Origin of the sequence: Leisingera sp. ANG-S5 (assembly GCF_000813925.1) — a bacterium.
In the GTDB taxonomy this organism is placed as follows: domain Bacteria; phylum Pseudomonadota; class Alphaproteobacteria; order Rhodobacterales; family Rhodobacteraceae; genus Leisingera.
In genome coordinates this window covers 20,731-35,616 of the sequence record NZ_JWLH01000010.1, presented here as the reverse complement: position 1 = coordinate 35,616, position 14,886 = coordinate 20,731, and the positions used below count along the sequence as shown (strand labels likewise).

At 64.8% G+C, this 14,886-nt stretch carries 18 protein-coding genes; 14 read left to right on the top strand and 4 right to left on the bottom strand.

Annotated elements, in window-relative coordinates:
• Position 1: 1 nt before the first annotated feature.
• Positions 2-787 (bottom strand): TVP38/TMEM64 family protein, encoded by a 786-nt coding sequence (locus RA25_RS14750; protein WP_039173519.1) that lies wholly within the window; start codon positions 785-787, stop codon positions 2-4.
• Positions 788-1,105: 318 nt separating this feature from the next.
• Between RA25_RS14750 and rpmH the strand changes: the two genes are divergently transcribed.
• From rpmH to RA25_RS14700, 10 genes are all read left to right on the top strand, one after another.
• Positions 1,106-1,240 (top strand): 50S ribosomal protein L34, encoded by a 135-nt coding sequence (gene rpmH / locus RA25_RS14745; protein ID WP_008554144.1) that lies wholly within the window; start codon positions 1,106-1,108, stop codon positions 1,238-1,240.
• A gap of 23 nt (positions 1,241-1,263) precedes the next feature.
• Positions 1,264-1,689 carry a ribonuclease P protein component gene (rnpA, locus tag RA25_RS14740; RefSeq protein WP_039173517.1) on the top strand — a complete coding sequence of 142 codons (426 nt, stop codon included), beginning with the start codon at positions 1,264-1,266 and terminating at the stop codon, positions 1,687-1,689.
• Positions 1,690-1,745: 56 nt separating this feature from the next.
• Entirely contained in the window at positions 1,746-1,976 is a 231-nt protein-coding gene (gene yidD, locus RA25_RS14735) for a membrane protein insertion efficiency factor YidD (RefSeq protein WP_039151097.1), read from the top strand.
• A 56-nt stretch (positions 1,977-2,032) separates the two neighbouring features.
• Entirely contained in the window at positions 2,033-2,920 is an 888-nt protein-coding gene (gene ttcA / locus RA25_RS14730; protein ID WP_039151095.1) for a tRNA 2-thiocytidine(32) synthetase TtcA, read from the top strand.
• A gap of 66 nt (positions 2,921-2,986) precedes the next feature.
• Positions 2,987-4,528: a putative bifunctional diguanylate cyclase/phosphodiesterase gene (locus RA25_RS14725; RefSeq protein ID WP_039173515.1), complete on the top strand. Its 1,542-nt coding sequence runs from the start codon at positions 2,987-2,989 to the stop codon at positions 4,526-4,528.
• Between the two features lie 145 nt (positions 4,529-4,673).
• On the top strand, positions 4,674-6,479 hold the full coding sequence (yidC, locus tag RA25_RS14720) for a membrane protein insertase YidC (RefSeq protein WP_039173510.1): 1,806 nt from the start codon (positions 4,674-4,676) through the stop codon (positions 6,477-6,479).
• Entirely contained in the window at positions 6,479-7,231 is a 753-nt protein-coding gene (locus RA25_RS14715; RefSeq protein WP_039173508.1) for an MOSC domain-containing protein, read from the top strand. The genes yidC and RA25_RS14715 overlap by 1 nt, the downstream gene beginning before the upstream one ends.
• Positions 7,231-7,878 (top strand): ribosome biogenesis GTP-binding protein YihA/YsxC, encoded by a 648-nt coding sequence (gene yihA, locus RA25_RS14710; RefSeq protein ID WP_019298036.1) that lies wholly within the window; start codon positions 7,231-7,233, stop codon positions 7,876-7,878. The genes RA25_RS14715 and yihA overlap by 1 nt, the downstream gene beginning before the upstream one ends.
• Positions 7,879-7,883: 5 nt before the next feature.
• Positions 7,884-8,249, top strand: coding sequence for a DUF2946 family protein (locus tag RA25_RS14705; protein ID WP_193747983.1), 366 nt, complete (start codon positions 7,884-7,886; stop codon positions 8,247-8,249).
• Positions 8,250-8,320: 71 nt separating this feature from the next.
• Positions 8,321-9,718 carry a PepSY-associated TM helix domain-containing protein gene (locus RA25_RS14700; RefSeq protein ID WP_039173506.1) on the top strand — a complete coding sequence of 466 codons (1,398 nt, stop codon included), beginning with the start codon at positions 8,321-8,323 and terminating at the stop codon, positions 9,716-9,718.
• 138 nt (positions 9,719-9,856) lie between these two features.
• Here the strand turns inward: RA25_RS14700 and RA25_RS14695 are convergent, their stop codons facing one another.
• Positions 9,857-10,585 carry an SDR family NAD(P)-dependent oxidoreductase gene (locus RA25_RS14695; protein ID WP_019298033.1) on the bottom strand — a complete coding sequence of 243 codons (729 nt, stop codon included), beginning with the start codon at positions 10,583-10,585 and terminating at the stop codon, positions 9,857-9,859.
• Between the two features lie 134 nt (positions 10,586-10,719).
• Between RA25_RS14695 and argB the strand changes: the two genes are divergently transcribed.
• The gene (argB, locus tag RA25_RS14690) at positions 10,720-11,580 is read left to right on the top strand and encodes an acetylglutamate kinase (protein WP_039173504.1); all 861 of its coding nucleotides are present in this window, start codon (positions 10,720-10,722) and stop codon (positions 11,578-11,580) included.
• A gap of 101 nt (positions 11,581-11,681) precedes the next feature.
• Here the strand turns inward: argB and RA25_RS14685 are convergent, their stop codons facing one another.
• Entirely contained in the window at positions 11,682-12,014 is a 333-nt protein-coding gene (locus RA25_RS14685; RefSeq protein WP_029205014.1) for a GYD domain-containing protein, read from the bottom strand.
• A 238-nt stretch (positions 12,015-12,252) separates the two neighbouring features.
• Here RA25_RS14685 and RA25_RS14680 point away from each other — a divergent pair, with 238 nt between their 5' ends.
• The 3 genes from RA25_RS14680 to RA25_RS14670 all read left to right on the top strand — a co-directional run bounded on the left by RA25_RS14680 (position 12,253) and on the right by RA25_RS14670 (position 14,002).
• Positions 12,253-12,954 carry a hypothetical protein gene (locus RA25_RS14680; RefSeq protein WP_039173501.1) on the top strand — a complete coding sequence of 234 codons (702 nt, stop codon included), beginning with the start codon at positions 12,253-12,255 and terminating at the stop codon, positions 12,952-12,954.
• On the top strand, positions 12,951-13,448 hold the full coding sequence (locus RA25_RS14675) for a SixA phosphatase family protein (protein ID WP_039173498.1): 498 nt from the start codon (positions 12,951-12,953) through the stop codon (positions 13,446-13,448). The genes RA25_RS14680 and RA25_RS14675 overlap by 4 nt, the downstream gene beginning before the upstream one ends.
• 101 nt (positions 13,449-13,549) lie before the next feature.
• Positions 13,550-14,002 carry a DUF411 domain-containing protein gene (locus RA25_RS14670; protein WP_039173495.1) on the top strand — a complete coding sequence of 151 codons (453 nt, stop codon included), beginning with the start codon at positions 13,550-13,552 and terminating at the stop codon, positions 14,000-14,002.
• A gap of 83 nt (positions 14,003-14,085) precedes the next feature.
• On the opposite strand, the gene RA25_RS14665 is transcribed toward RA25_RS14670, so the two are convergent.
• Complete coding sequence (locus RA25_RS14665) at positions 14,086-14,877, bottom strand: amino acid ABC transporter ATP-binding protein (protein WP_039173494.1); 792 nt, start codon at positions 14,875-14,877, stop codon at positions 14,086-14,088.
• Positions 14,878-14,886: the final 9 nt, after the last annotated feature.

The following is a 14,886-nucleotide window of genomic DNA, read 5'->3' as shown; positions in this document are numbered from 1 at the left end:
TTCAGCTGTCCTTCTTCGCTTGCCCGCGCAGGTTGCCGCGCACCGCTTTCACGATGATCGGCATCGCCGCCAGCACGCACAGTCCCAGGATAGGCCCGATCACATGCGGCTCCCACAGCAGGCTCAGGTCCGGATCGCCGCCGCGGTCAAAGACAGAGCCGACGCCAACGCCGATCCAGGTAAACACGATGGCACCGGGAATGATGCCCGCCGCGGTGGTCCACAGGAAGTTGCGGAATTTCACCCCCACCAGAGCGGGCAGCAGATTGGCGACAAAAAACGGCACCGCCGGCACCAGCCGCAGCAGCAGCAGAACCTCGACCTCATTTTCGCGCAGCGCCTGTTTCAGCATCTGCACCCGGCCCTCTGCCGCTTCGATCTTGGCGGTCAGCCAGGCCCCCAGCCCCATACGCGCCGCCAGAAAGATCCCCGCCGCGCCGATGGTGGCTGAGATCACGTTGAACGCGGTGCCTGCCGCCAGCCCGAACAGGAAGCCGCCGGTGACCGACGCCACCGCCGCACCGGGCAGCGAGAACACCACGATCACGATGTAGATCCCCATGAACAGCGCCACCAGCCCCAGGTAGTTCTGATCCCGGAACGCCATCAGCGCCTCCCTGTTGTCGCGCAGCGTGTCGAAGGTCAGGTAATCCTTCAGCACCACCGCGCCGATCAGCGCCACCGCCACCACCGCAATCAGCGGCAGATGCCGCGCCAGGCCCGGCTTGGCGCCGTCCTGTTCCTTGGGCTGGGGGCCTGTTTCCGGTGTCTCTGTCATGTCACTCATCGGTCCGTCTCAAATGAAGCTCTTTGTTGCTACGCATAAAATGGCCCCTGCGCGAGGTCCGGCAGCCCCGGATCACAGGCGCTTGATCGCCTGCCCCGGATTCGTGAGCTTTGTGGCAGAATCACTGCCCCGATGTTACATCCGCCCTGCCCGGAGGCCGCTCCGGCGCGGTTTTTGGCAGAAATGTTGCATATCTCCCCGAAAACCCGCCCCGCAGGGTTTGACTTACCCGCCATTCCCTCCTAAAGACCGGGCTTCGAGATAGACCCCGGGCGGGCGATTCCGCGCACCCGAAGAAAAAATGTGGAGACCGGAGCGATGAAACGCACCTATCAGCCTTCGAACCTGGTTCGCAAACGCCGCCACGGCTTCCGTGCGCGCATGGCCACCAAGGCAGGCCGCAAGATCCTGAACGCACGCCGCGCCCGCGGCCGTAAAGAACTGAGCGCATAAGCTCAGTTCCTGTTCTGACGGACATGACACCGCCGGAGGCCCCCAAGGACGGCAACGCTGCCCGCGGGGACACGCCTCCGGCGGTGTCCGTTTGTCCGCATGACACCCAAAAGATCGAGGTCATGGCCAAGCGCCGTGATTTCCTTGCCTGTGCCCGCCCCCCTGCCCGCAAGCAGGGCACCAAGGCGATGATGGTGCAGGGCCGGAACCGCCGTGATGACGGCGGCATCCGCATGGGTTTCACCTGCTCCAAGAAAGTCGGCAATGCGGTCGCCCGCAACCGCGCCAAGCGCCGCCTGCGCGAGGCGGCGCGGATGATTCTGCCCACCCATGGCCGCCCCGGCTGGGATTACGTGCTGATCGGCCGCGCCGTTGAGACCGCCCAGCGCCCGTTCGAGGAGCTGAAGCGCGACCTTATCTATGCATTGAAAAAGATCCACGGCCAGTAACCGCCCCGGCCTTTGACCGCATTGCCACTAGGCCGCTCTGCCCCTATCTATCCGCCATGACCCCGCTGGCCCATATCCTAGCCCTGCCTGTGCGCGCCTATAGGCTGCTGTTCAGCCCCTGGGTCGGCTTCAACTGCCGCTACCAGCCCACCTGCTCGGCTTATGCATTGGAAGCTTTGGAGAAACACGGCGCCATCAAAGGTGCCTGGCTGACCGCGCGGCGCATCGGCCGCTGCCACCCGTTCGGCGGCGACGGCTATGATCCGGTGCCGGAGAAAAGGGACTGATCCCTCGCACGCCTTTTTTCCTTGGCAAAACGCCCGTCCTCGGCTAGGGCGCGCGCATGCTTGATGATGATCTGGACGAAATCCACCCGCTGTTTGCCGGCGCCCCCTCGACCACTGAGTTCAAGAAACTCAGGAAGCGCATCGTGCGCTACGCGCGCGAGGCGATTGAGCAATACGGCATGGTGGAGCGCCGCGAGGACGGCAGCACGCCCAAGTGGCTGGTCTGCCTGTCGGGCGGCAAGGACAGCTATACCCTGCTGGCCGTTCTCTATGAGCTGAAATGGCGCGGGTTGCTGCCTGTGGACCTCTTGGCCTGCAACCTCGATCAGGGCCAGCCCGGCTTTCCGGCGACGGTGCTGCCGGAGTTCCTGGAAAAGATGGGCGTGCCGCACCGGATCGAATATCAGGACACCTATTCCATCGTCGTCGACAAAGTGCCGCAGGGGCGCACCTACTGCGCGCTCTGCTCGCGTCTGCGCCGCGGCAACCTCTACCGCATCGCACGCGAAGAGGGCTGCTCGGCGGTCGTGCTGGGCCATCACCGCGACGACATCCTGGAAACCTTCTTTATGAACCTGTTTCACGGCGGCCGGCTGGCGACCATGCCGCCCAAGCTGGTCAATGAGGAAGGCGACCTGTTCGTGTTCCGCCCGCTGGCCCATGTGGCAGAGGCCGACTGCGAGAAATTTGCCCGCTCCATGAACTACCCGATCATTCCCTGCGACCTGTGCGGCAGCCAGGACGGGCTGCAGCGCCAGCAGGTGAAACAGATCCTGGACCAGTGGGAATCAAACTCGCCGGGCCGCCGCCAGGTGATGTTCCGGGCACTGATGAATGCACGGCCCTCGCATCTTCTGGACCCGAAACTGTTCGATTTCGCGGGCCTTGAGCTGAAGATTGCCGATTCCGCGGACGAAAATCCGGAAATTCCCCAGCTGCGTTAACTCCCGGGTTATATCAGCACCTTAGTCTCAGGGCCGAACGAACGGCTGCAGACGAAAGGTCTGGGAATGACAAATACGGGTTCAGGCATTTTGGCACGCCTCAGGCAGACCCTTGCCCCCGCTCTTGCGGGACCTGCGATGCTGGCCTTTCTGCCCGCCCTGACGCTTGCCACTTTCTGGCTTGGCGGCGAAACCGCGCTGCTGGCAGTTGCCCTGGGCCTGCCCGTGCTGATTGCCGCTGCCGGCGGCTTCAGCAAGCGCGGCAACACGGTGCCGCGCGACGCTGTCACCGGCATGATCCTGCGCGACGGGTTTGAGCAGGAGGCCGCCCGGATCCACACGGAATGCAGCGAGGGCGGCCTGCGCTCTGCCATCTTCGTGCTGGAGCTTGACGACTACAAGGAGCTGACCGACCGCCACGGGCAGGAGGCCAGCGACCGGATCATGCAGCATTGCGGCGCGCAAATCGTGTCGGCGCTGCGCCAGAACGACATCATCGCCCGGATCGGCGACAGCCGCTTTGCGGTCTGCCTGGCACCGACCCTGCAACTGGATCTGGAGCTGTGCATTCAGCTGGCCGGGCGGATGCAATCCGCGACGGAGGAGCCGGTGGCGCTGGACGGCACCACCCTCTACATGACCTCCTCGCTTGGCTTCTGCCAGCACAACCGGGCGCCCGGCAGCACCAACGCCGAATGGAACAACGCCGCCATCGCCGCCCTGTCGGAGGCGCAAAGCAACGGCCCCGGCGGCATCCGCGCCTATTCCGCTGATATGCCCGGCCACGCCAGCAGCCGCTCCAGCCTGCGCGACGAAGCCGCAGCGGCACTGGAAACTGGCCAGATCCAGGCCTGGTTCCAGCCGCAGATCTGCACCGACACCGGCCGGGTTTCGGGGTTTGAGGCGCTGGCCCGCTGGCTGCACCCGGTGCAGGGGCTGATCCCGCCCTCTACCTTCCTGCCCGCGCTGGAGGAGGCCGGGCTGATGGACCGTCTGAGCCAGGTGATGCTCTATAACGCGCTGGTCGCCATCAGGGCCTGGGACGAGGCCGGGGTGAAAGTGCCTTGCGTCGGCGTCAACTTCGCCACCCAGGAGCTGCGCAACCCGGGCCTTGCAGGCCGCGTCAAATGGGAGCTGGAGCGTTTCGGCCTGCCCGCGGACCGGCTCTGCGTGGAAATCCTGGAAACCGTGATGACCGATCAGCCCGACGATGTGGTCACCCGCAATATCCTCTCCCTCAGCGAGATGGGCTGCCCGATCGACCTCGACGATTTCGGCACCGGCCATGCCTCGATCTCCGCGGTGCGCCGCTTCAATATCTCCCGCATCAAGATCGACCGGTCCTTTGTGATGAAGGCCGATCAGGACCCGGAGCAGCAGAAACTGATCTCTGCCATTCTGACCATGGCCGAGCGGCTGGAGCTGGAGACCCTGGCCGAAGGGGTGGAAACCGCAGGCGAACACGCGCTGCTGGCACAGCTGGGCTGCGGCCATGTGCAGGGCTTTGGCATCGGCCGCCCGATGCCGTTCGACCAGACGCTTGATTGGATCGCCGCGCATGAGGCCAAGCTGCAGGATGCGCCCGCGATTGGCCGCCAAACGCCCTGACAGCCCCCCTGAACGCTCAATTCCTTTGATTTTCTGCCGCAGCGGTGCCCTTTGACGCGCCGCTGCACCGCGATTCTGCTTGACCTTTGCGGCCCACCTCTGTTGAACCCCACGTGTCCTTCCCTACACGAGGTGGCAGTCCCCAATGGACGATCAGAACAAAAATCTTATTCTCGCAACCGTACTCAGCTTTCTGGTGATCCTCGGGTGGTATACTTTCTTCCCGCCGCCGGAACCGGAACAGGCGCCGGAAACCGCGGTCACTGAAACCGCCCCGGCCGGCGACACCGCCGCAGCGCCCAGCGCCGCTGGTGCCGATGCCGTGGCCGAGGCTGCCCCGGAAGACGCCGCCGCCCCGGATGCGCCGCGCGTCGCCATCGACACGCCCCGCGTCACCGGCAGCATCTCGCTGCAGGGCGGCCGGATCGACGACCTGTCGCTGAAGGACTACCGCGAGACGCTGGATGAAGGCTCCCCGATCGTCAAACTGCTGAAACCGGTGGGCGAGGCCGGCGCCTATTACGCGCTCTACGGCTGGGCCCCGGGTGCGGGCCTGACCCTGAACGACGTGCCGGGCGCCAACACCATCTGGTCTGCCCCGGACGGCGCCACCCTGTCCGCGGACAGCCCGGTGACGCTCACCTGGGACAACGGCAAGGGCCTGACCTTCTCCCGCACCATCGCGGTGGATGAGGACTACATGTTCTCGGTCACCCAGTCGGTTGCCAATGCCTCCGGCGGCACCGTGTCGCTGGCGCCCTACGGCACCTTGGCCCGCCACGGCCAGCCCGAGGGGCTGAAGAACTTCTTCATCCTGCACGAGGGCCTGGTCGGCATGACCGACGGCGAGCTGGCCGAGACCGACTATGATGACATGGCCGACTTTGAGCCCGACCCGCGCGACGGTTCCAAGTCCAGCGTCAAGCAGGTCGAAGCCAACGGCTGGATCGGCTTCACCGACCACTACTGGATGTCCACCCTGGTGCCCGCACCGGGCCAGGGTTTCCGCTCCATCGCCAAGTTCGACGAGCGCCGCGAGATCTACCAGACCGACATCGTGCTGCCGACCGTCACCGTGGCCGAGGGCCAGTCCTCCGAAGTGACCACCCAGCTGTTTGCCGGCGCCAAGGAATGGGACGCCATCCGCGGCTACGAGAAAGCGGGCATAGAGGGCTTCCTGGACGTGATCGACTGGGGCTGGTTCTTCTTCCTGACCAAGCCGATGTTCTGGCTGCTGCACAACCTGAACGTCCTGATCGGCAACATGGGCTGGGCGATCATCGGCCTCACGGTGGTGATCAAGATCCTGGTGTTCCCGCTGGCCTATAAATCCTATGCCTCCATGGCGAAGATGAAAGAGCTTCAGCCGGAGATGGAAAAGCTCAAGGAGCGCGCCGGCGACGACCGCCAGAAGATGCAAAAGGAGATGATGGAGCTCTACAAGAAGGAGAAGGTGAACCCCGCCGCGGGCTGTCTGCCGATCCTGATCCAGATCCCGATCTTCTTCTCGCTCTACAAGGTGATCTTCGTCACCCTGGAACTGCGCCACGCACCCTTCTTCGGCCCGTTCCAGGACCTCAGCGCGCCGGACCCGACCTCGATCATGAACCTGTTCGGTCTGCTGCCCTTCGCCTCCCCGGCACCGGAAAGCATCCTGGCCCTGGTCTTCATCGGCATCCTGCCGATCCTGCTCGGCATCTCGATGTGGCTGCAGCAAAAGCTGAACCCGGCGCCCACCGACCCGACCCAGCAGATGATCTTTGCTTGGATGCCTTGGGTGTTCATGTTCATGCTCGGCGGCTTCGCCTCCGGCCTGGTGGTCTACTGGATCGCCAACAACACGATCACCTTCAGCCAGCAGTACCTGATCATGCGCAGCCACGGCTATAAGCCGGACGTGTTCGGCAACATCAAGTCGAGCTTCAAGAAGAAGCCCAAGGCTGAGAAGTGATGACCCATCAGGTCACAGACATCTGGCGCCACCCGCTCAAATCCCATGGGCGGGAGGCACTGGAAAGCGTCACCATGATCGCCGGGCAGACCATGCCCGGCGACCGTGTTTGGGCGGTTGCTAACGAACAGTCCAAGGCTGATGGCAGCAAATGGGTGGTCTGCGGCAACTTCTCCCGCGGGTCGCAGTCCCCTGCCCTGATGGCCATCAACGCGCGGCTGGAGGACGCTACCGGGCTTCTCACGCTGACCCACCCGCAGCGGCCCGACTTTACCTTTGATCCCGAAAATCCGGCGGACCTGCAGCGCTTTCTTGATTGGGAAAAGCCGCTGCTGCCCGCTACCGCCCGCGCCTCAGCCCGCATCATCCGGGTGCCGGGCCGCGGCATGACTGACACTGACTTCCCCTCGGTCTCCCTGTGCAATTGGGCTTCCCACCGCGCGGTAGAGCAGGCCATTGGGCACGAACTCTCTCCCCTGCGCTGGCGCGGCAACATCTGGTTCGACCTGGATGATCCTTGGGCCGAAAACAATTGGCTGGGCCGCGAGGTGCAGATCGGCGAAGCCGTCTTTGCGGTGCGCGAGCGTGTGGTGCGCTGCCAGGCGACCACTGCCAACCCCGAAACCGGCGAACGCGACGCCGATACGCTCAAGACCCTGAAAGAAAATTGGGGCCACCAGGATTTCTCGGTCTACGCCGAGGTGGTGCGCGGCGGCGAAATCCGCCTGGGCGACGCGGTAAAGGTGCTGTGATGCAGATGCAATTTTCCCTGGCCGAAGCGCCGGACGACATTTCCGCTGAAAAGGGCCGCAAGCTGTTTGCGGGCGAGACCGAGTTCCTGAAAGGCGTGGTCGCGATGAACGGCCTGCCGGATGCCGACCGGGTGGAGGTCTGCTTTGCCGGCCGTTCCAACGTCGGCAAGTCGAGCCTGATCAACGCGCTGACCGGCACCAAGGGCATTGCGCGCGCCTCCAACACACCGGGCCGCACCCAGGAGATCAACTTCTTCACCCAGGGGCCTGAGCTCTATCTGGTCGACCTGCCCGGCTATGGCTATGCCAACGCACCGCTCAAGGTGGTGGAGCAATGGCAGAAACTCTTGAAACGCTATCTGTCAGGCCGCCAGAACCTGCGCCGCGCCTTTGTGCTGATCGACAGCCGCCATGGCGTGAAGGCGGTGGATGACGAGATCATGAAGCTCTTGGACAGCTCCGCCGTTACCTTCCAATGCGTGATGACCAAGGCCGACAAGGTCAAGGAAAAGGACCGCGCCAAGGTGCTGGAACAGGTCAAGGGCGCGCTGGCGAAACACCCCGCCGCCTACCCCGAGATCGTGCTGACCTCGTCTGAGAAGGGCGACGGCATCGCCACCCTGCGCTCGATCATCGCGGGGCTGTAACACCCGTGCTCAGCCGCCTGCCCTCCCTGCTGGTTGTGATCGCCCTGGCCGTCGCCGGGCTGATCCCATCCGGCTGGATGCCGGCCTCGGCGCAGGACGGCAAGGTGCTGCTGGTAATCTGCACCGGCCACGGCCCGGTAGAGACCTGGGTTGACCTGGACAGCGGCGAACCCCATGCGCCCGCCGAGCAGATGGAAGACCGCAGCTGTCCCTTCGCCGCGCTTGGCGCGGTGGCGCTGCTGCCGGACAGCCTGATCGAGCTGAACCTGGAAACACCACTCAGCGACCGCTGGTCGCGCGAGGCCTTCACCCATCACACCGCCGGTTTCCACTGGCGCTACGACGCCCGCGGTCCGCCCGCGCTCTCCTGACTTTCTGAACAAACCTGACATTTCCGCCGGCGCCCCGCGCGCCCGGCCCTGTTCCGATATGGAGAGACCCAATGGCAACCAGCCAACCGCATTCCGCGGGCCAATCGCGCCCGCTTTCCCAAAAATTCTACGCCGCCGTCTGGCGCTGGCATTTCTATGCCGGCCTGTTTGTTATCCCCTTCCTGATCATGCTGGCCGTGACCGGCCTGATGATGATGTTCATCACTCAGTTCGACGGCCGCGACGGCGAGAAAATCACCGTCACCCAAGGCCCCGCCGAACTGACCCTGGCTGAGCAGGAGGCCGCCGTGCTGGCCGCCCAGCCCGGCACCATCGCCGAGTGGATCGGCCCCAAGGCCCCCGATCTGGCCGCCGTGTTCCGAGTGAAAACGGATGACGGCCAGCGCCTGGTCGCCCTTGACCAGTACAGCGGCGAGGTGATCGAGGTCTGGGACCGCCGCGCAGGCTGGTACGATCTGGCCGACAACATCCACTCCACCCTTCTGATTGGCGACACCGGCGACCGGCTGATCGAGATTGCCGCCGGTTTGGGTATCGTGCTGGTGCTGACCGGCCTCTACCTGTGGTGGCCGCGCGGCAACACCATCAGCGCCTTTGTCCCCAACCTCCGCACCCGTGGCCGCGCCTTGTGGAAGAACCTGCACGCCGTGACCGGCTTCTGGATGTCGGCCCTGCTGGTGATCTTCCTGATCTCGGGCTTGTCCTGGACCGGCATCTGGGGCGGCCAGATGATGCAGGCCTGGAGCACTTTCCCGGCAGCCAAGTGGGACAACGTCCCCCTGTCGGACGACATCCACGCCAGCATGAACCACGGGTCCACCAACGACGTGCCCTGGGCGCTGGAGCAGACCCCGATGCCCGCCTCCGGCTCTGACGCCGGGATCACCGGCACGATCGAGGGCGCGCCTGTGGATGCCGCCAGCCTGATCGCCCTGGGCCGTGCCCTGGGCATGGAGGGCCGCTTCCGCCTCGCCTACCCCGGCGGCGAAACAGGCGTCTGGACCCTCAACCGCGACAGCATGAGCGGCGACGGCGACAGCCCCTTCATCGACCGCACCGTGCATGTGGACCAGTACAGCGGCAAAATCCTCGCCGATGTGAAGTACGAGGACTACTCCTGGGCCGGCAAGGCGATGGCCGTCAGCATCCCCTTCCACATGGGACTGATGGGCACCTGGAGCTTCGTGCTGAACGCGGTGTTCTGCCTCGCGGTGATCTTTGTCTGCGTCTCCGGCCTGGTGATGTGGGTCAAGCGCCGCCCCGCCGGTGCCCCCCGCCTCGCCGCGCCGCCGGAACCGGCAGATATGCCGTTCTGGAAGGGTGCTGCGCTGATCGCGGTGCTGGTCTCGCTGGCCTTCCCGCTCACCGGCCTGGCGCTGCTGGCCGCGCTGGCGTTCGACGTGCTGCTGCTCGGCAACCTGCCGGTGCTGAAACGCGCGGTGAGTTGAAGAAAAACGGAGGGCAGCGCCCGTCCCGGCGGGGTGGGAAGCGAAGCGCCCGCCCCGTCGTGCTGGAAGCACGCCTTCGGCATGACGGAGGGCGGGACGGGCGCTGCCCGGCCTCACGGCCAGGCGGTAGATCTGCAACTACACGTGCTGCGCGCCGTTCACCTCGATCTCGGCGCCGGAGATGTAGGAACTGCCCTCCGAGCACAGGAAATAGATCGCTGAGGCGACCTCCTCCGGCTGGCCCAGCCGCTGCATCGGCAGCTTCTCGACGATCTTCTCGGTGCCGGGCGACAGGATCGAGGTCTCCACCTCCCCCGGCGCAATCGCGTTGACCCGCACCCCCATCGGCCCGAAATCATGCGCCATTTCGCGGGTCAGCGCCGCCAGTGCCGCCTTTGACGTGGCATAGGCCGCGCCGGCAAAGGGATGCACCCGGCTGCCCGCGATCGAGGTCACGTTGACCACAGAGCCCTTGGCTGCCGCCAGTTCGTCCTTCAGGCCGCGCGCCAGAACCACTGAGGCAAAGAAATTCACGTGAAACACCTTGCCCCAATCCATCAGGTCGGTGTTGAGCGTGCTGAGCCGCTCCCCCTCCGGCCCCTTGGGCGAGATGCCCGCGTTGTTGACCAGGGCATCCAGCTGCCCGTCCAGCATCTCCTGGATCCGGCCCACCGCGTTGATGGTGTCCGACGGGTCCGACAGGTCCAGCTGCACATGGTTTTCCTGACCGCCGCCCCAGGGGCATTCCTGCGGGAACGGCTGGCGCGAGCAGGTGATGACCCGCCAGCCCTCGGCATTGAAGCGGCGCACGGTGGCATGGCCGATGCCGCGGCTGGCACCCGTCAGCAGTAGTGTCTTCTGGCGCATGGCGCCCTCCTGATGAGAGAATCTGCGCCGAGCCTAGCATCCGCGCCGCCATCTGCAACGGGCTGCGCCAAACCCTCCCCTTGGCAGCAGCGCCGGAACCCCGTAACACATCCTGACCAAGGGATGATGCAGCAATGAAGAAACAAGACATGAACCGCGATTGGATTGCCACCGCCGAAACCCTCTCCAGCGCGCTGCCGTATTTCCAGCGCTTTGCCGGGGCGATTGTCGTCATCAAGCTGGGCGGCCACGCCATGGGCAGCGACGAGGCGATGGAGACCTTTGCCCGTGACATCGTGCTGATGCGCCAAGTGGGGGTAAACCCGGTTATCGTGCATGGCGGCGGACCGATGATCAACGCGATGCTGGAAAAGCTGCAGATCAAGTCGGAGTTCGTGAACGGCAAGCGGGTCACTGATGCCGCCACCATGGAAGTGGTGGAGATGGTGCTGTCCGGCGTCGTCAACAAGCGTATCGTGCAGGCGATCAACAGCCAGGGCGGCCGCGCCGTCGGCCTGTCGGGCAAGGACGCGAACCTCATCACCTGCGATCAGGCCGACCCGGATCTGGGCTTTGTCGGCGCGCCCGCGGAAATGGACCCCAAGGTGCTGCACGGGCTGTTTGAGAAGAACATGATCCCGGTCATTGCCCCTATCGGCGCAGGCCGGAATGGCGAGACCTACAACATCAACGGCGACACGGCTGCCGGCGCCATCGCAAAGGCGCTGCAGGCCGACCGCCTGCTGCTGCTGACGGATGTGGCCGGCGTCAAAAACGCCGATGGCGAAGTGGTGACCGAACTGAAGGCGGCGGACGTCGAGGAGATGACCGCCAGCGGCGTCATCGCCGGCGGCATGATCCCCAAGACCGAAACCGCGCTGGACGCGGTCCGCGGCGGCGTGCGCGCCTGCATCATCGTCGACGGACGGGTGCAGAACGCGGTGCTGCTGGAGCTTTACACCGACCACGGCGCAGGCTCGATGATCCGCGCCTGATGGCGTCAGGAAATCAGGTCAAGAGGGGCGCTGCCCCTCTTGGCTCTCCCGGGCCAATCCGCCCCGGGATATTTTCAGTCAGATGAACGGAGGGCTGGGCCTCAGCTCCCCGGCGCCTTGTAGGCACCTGCAATCGATCCCGCCTTCTTCTGAATTTCCGTAAATTCATCCGAGGTGAAGGCACGCACGGTCCTGAGGTTGCTGACCGCGCCGCTGGCGCCGGTTGCCAACAGGCCCGCCAGCAGACCGCTGATGTCGTCAATCGTGACCTTGATCGCAAAATCGCGGTCCCCCGTGGTCAGATAGAAGGTCTCCAGCTTGCCGCCCGCTGCCTCGACAAGGGCCCGCGCCGCGGCCTCGCGGTCGCTGGGGTTCTCGATCATCGCCTTCATTGCGGAAGACGTGTAGTTCCCGGTCACGATAAATCTCGGCATTTGGTCACTCCCTGGGGTGGAAAATGCACGCCGCTGCTGGGCAGGATGCCGAACTTTGCGGCCTGCATGCCCCCGGGGCGGAGGATACCACAAATCCGCTTTTCAGCATATGTGCCCGGCCGCGGCGGCAGCGGACGGCGGGAAGACGCCGGCAGGCGATTGCGGGACGTTTTTTGCCCTCCGGCCAGGCTCCGGGCGCTGCTAGGCTCATCCCAAGCCCGCCGGAAGGACACCGCCAATGACCCTGACAGACCAGCCTGCCCCCGCCCCCCGCAGCCTGCCGACCTGGAACAGCATCGAAACGGCCGCCGCTGCGGCCGGGCTGGAGGTCTGCGCGGCCCTGCATCCGGCGCGCCAGCCGGTTCAGGCACTGGCAGGAGGCACCCTGATCCTTCTGGGCACCGGCACCGCCTTCTGGCCGCTGTTCAAGACCAGCCCCGAATACCAGGACAGCGTGCCCGACCCGGTCGACAGCTGGTCCGGGCGGGTGGTTGGCGCGCTGGCAAGGGATTTGGGCGGCACCGCCTATTTCCCTTTTGGCGGCCCGCCCTACACGCCTTTCATCAACTGGGCGCTGGCGTCGGGGCGGTTCTTCACATCACCGTCACAGATGCTGGTGCATGATACTGCCGGCATGATGATTTCCTTGCGGGGGGCCATTCATTTTGAACAGGAATTTGACATCCCCCCTGCACCTTTGGCACAGTCTCCCTGCGACTGCTGCCCCTCGCGTCCCTGCCTTGCCGCCTGCCCCGTCAGCGCCCTGGCCGACGGAGGCCCCTACGATCTGGCGGCCTGCCACGCGTATCTCGACACCAGCGCAGGCGCCGGCTGCATGTCCGGTGGCTGCCTTGCCCGGCGGGCCTGCCCGCTGAGCCGCGCCGCCGGCCGCGACCCAGAACAAACCGCACATCACATGAGGCATTTTCACCCGCAATGACCTGCACCCTGATCCTGACCCGCCACGCCAAATCCGCCTGGGACACCAATGTGCCCAGCGACCACGCCCGCCCGCTGAACAAGCGCGGACGCCGCTCAGCCCCGGCCATTGCCGCCTGGATGCGCGAATGCGGCTACCTGCCGGATCAGATCATCTCCTCCTCTGCCCAGCGCACCCGCGAGACCTGCGAGCTGATGGAACTGGGGGTGCCTGCAACTTTCACCGAGCGGCTGTATCACGCCAATTCGGACATCCTGTTCAAGGTGCTGAGCCAGGCGGAGAAACCGCGGGTCATGCTGGTCGGCCACAATCCCGGCATTGCCGCCTTTGCCCATACCATCGTGTCCAGCCCGCCGGACCATGCGCGGTTCGACGACTACCCGACCGGTGCCACCCTGGTTGCGGAATTCGACATTGAGAGCTGGCGGGATCTGACCTGGAGCAGCGGCAAGGTGATCGACTTTGCGGTGCCGCGGGAGCTTTTGGGCGAGTGAGACCTGCGGCAAGCTGGCGCATCCCGCGCGGGAGGGCTCTGGCACAGGTGCGGCTGCGTGCCTAGGTTGCCTGACAGACCTTTCCCGGACTGGAGACCGTCATGCACCGCCGTTCCCTGCTGCTGGCCGCAGCCGCCCTCCCCCTCGCATCCCTGCCCGGTTTTGCCGCGGCGGCAGAGACCATTCGCATCATGAAGTCGCCCAGCTGCGGCTGCTGCACCGCCTGGGCCGATCATGTGACCGCCGCCGGTTTTCAGACCGAGGTGCGCAATGTCGCGGATGAGGAGCTGTGGGCAATGAAGGAGCGGCTGGGTGTCAGCGGCGATCTCGCCTCTTGCCACACCGCGATGGCCGGGCCTTATGTGATCGAGGGCCATGTGCCTGCCGAAGACATCCAGCGGCTGCTGGCGGAACAGCCGGCCGCGCTGGGGCTCTCCGTGCCGGGGATGCCGATCGGCTCGCCGGGGATGGAAATGGGCGATGAGCGCGAGGCGTTTGACACCCTGCTGATCCTGACCGATGGCACCACCGAAGTGTTTGCCAGCCATTCCTGATCTCACCCATTCCTGAACGCAGGTTCCGAAACAAAAAAGGCCGGGCGCAGTGCCCGGCCTTTCTGTTTGGTGGTGCCGTTTTCTCAGTGGCCCAGGATCTGGCTGAGGAACAGCTTGGTGCGGTCGCTCTTCGGGTTGTTGAAGAACTCTTCCGGCTCGTTCTGTTCCACGATCTGGCCCGCGTCCATGAAGATCACCCGGTTCGCCACCTGACGGGCAAAGCCCATCTCGTGGGTCACGCACAGCATGGTCATGCCTTCTTCGGCCAGTTCGATCATGGTGTCCAAGACCTCCTTGATCATCTCCGGGTCGAGCGCCGATGTCGGTTCATCGAACAGCATGATGCGCGGCATCATGCACAAGCTGCGCGCGATGGCCACACGCTGCTGCTGGCCGCCCGACAGCATGCCCGGGTACTTGTGGGCCTGCTCCGGGATCTTCACCTTCTCCAGGAAATGCATCGCCCGCTCTTCGGCTTCCTTCTTGGGGGTCTTGCGGACCCAGATCGGCGCCAGGGTGCAGTTCTCCAGGATGGTCAGATGCGGGAACAGGTTGAAGTGCTGGAACACCATCCCGACCTCGGACCGGATCTTGTCGATGTTCTTGAGGTCGTTGGACAGTTCCGTACCATCCACCACGATCTTGCCCTGCTGATGCTCTTCCAGCGCGTTCAGGCAGCGGATCAGGGTGGATTTGCCGGAACCCGACGGCCCCGCGATCACGATCCGCTCGCCCTGGTTGACGGTCAGATTGATGTCGCGCAGCACGTGGAAGGACCCGTACCACTTGTTCATGTTGGTGATTTCGATGGCAACCTCGTCGCTCACCTGCATTTTGGAGCGGTCGATTGCGCGGTCGGACATAAGTTCAGACATATGTTGAAC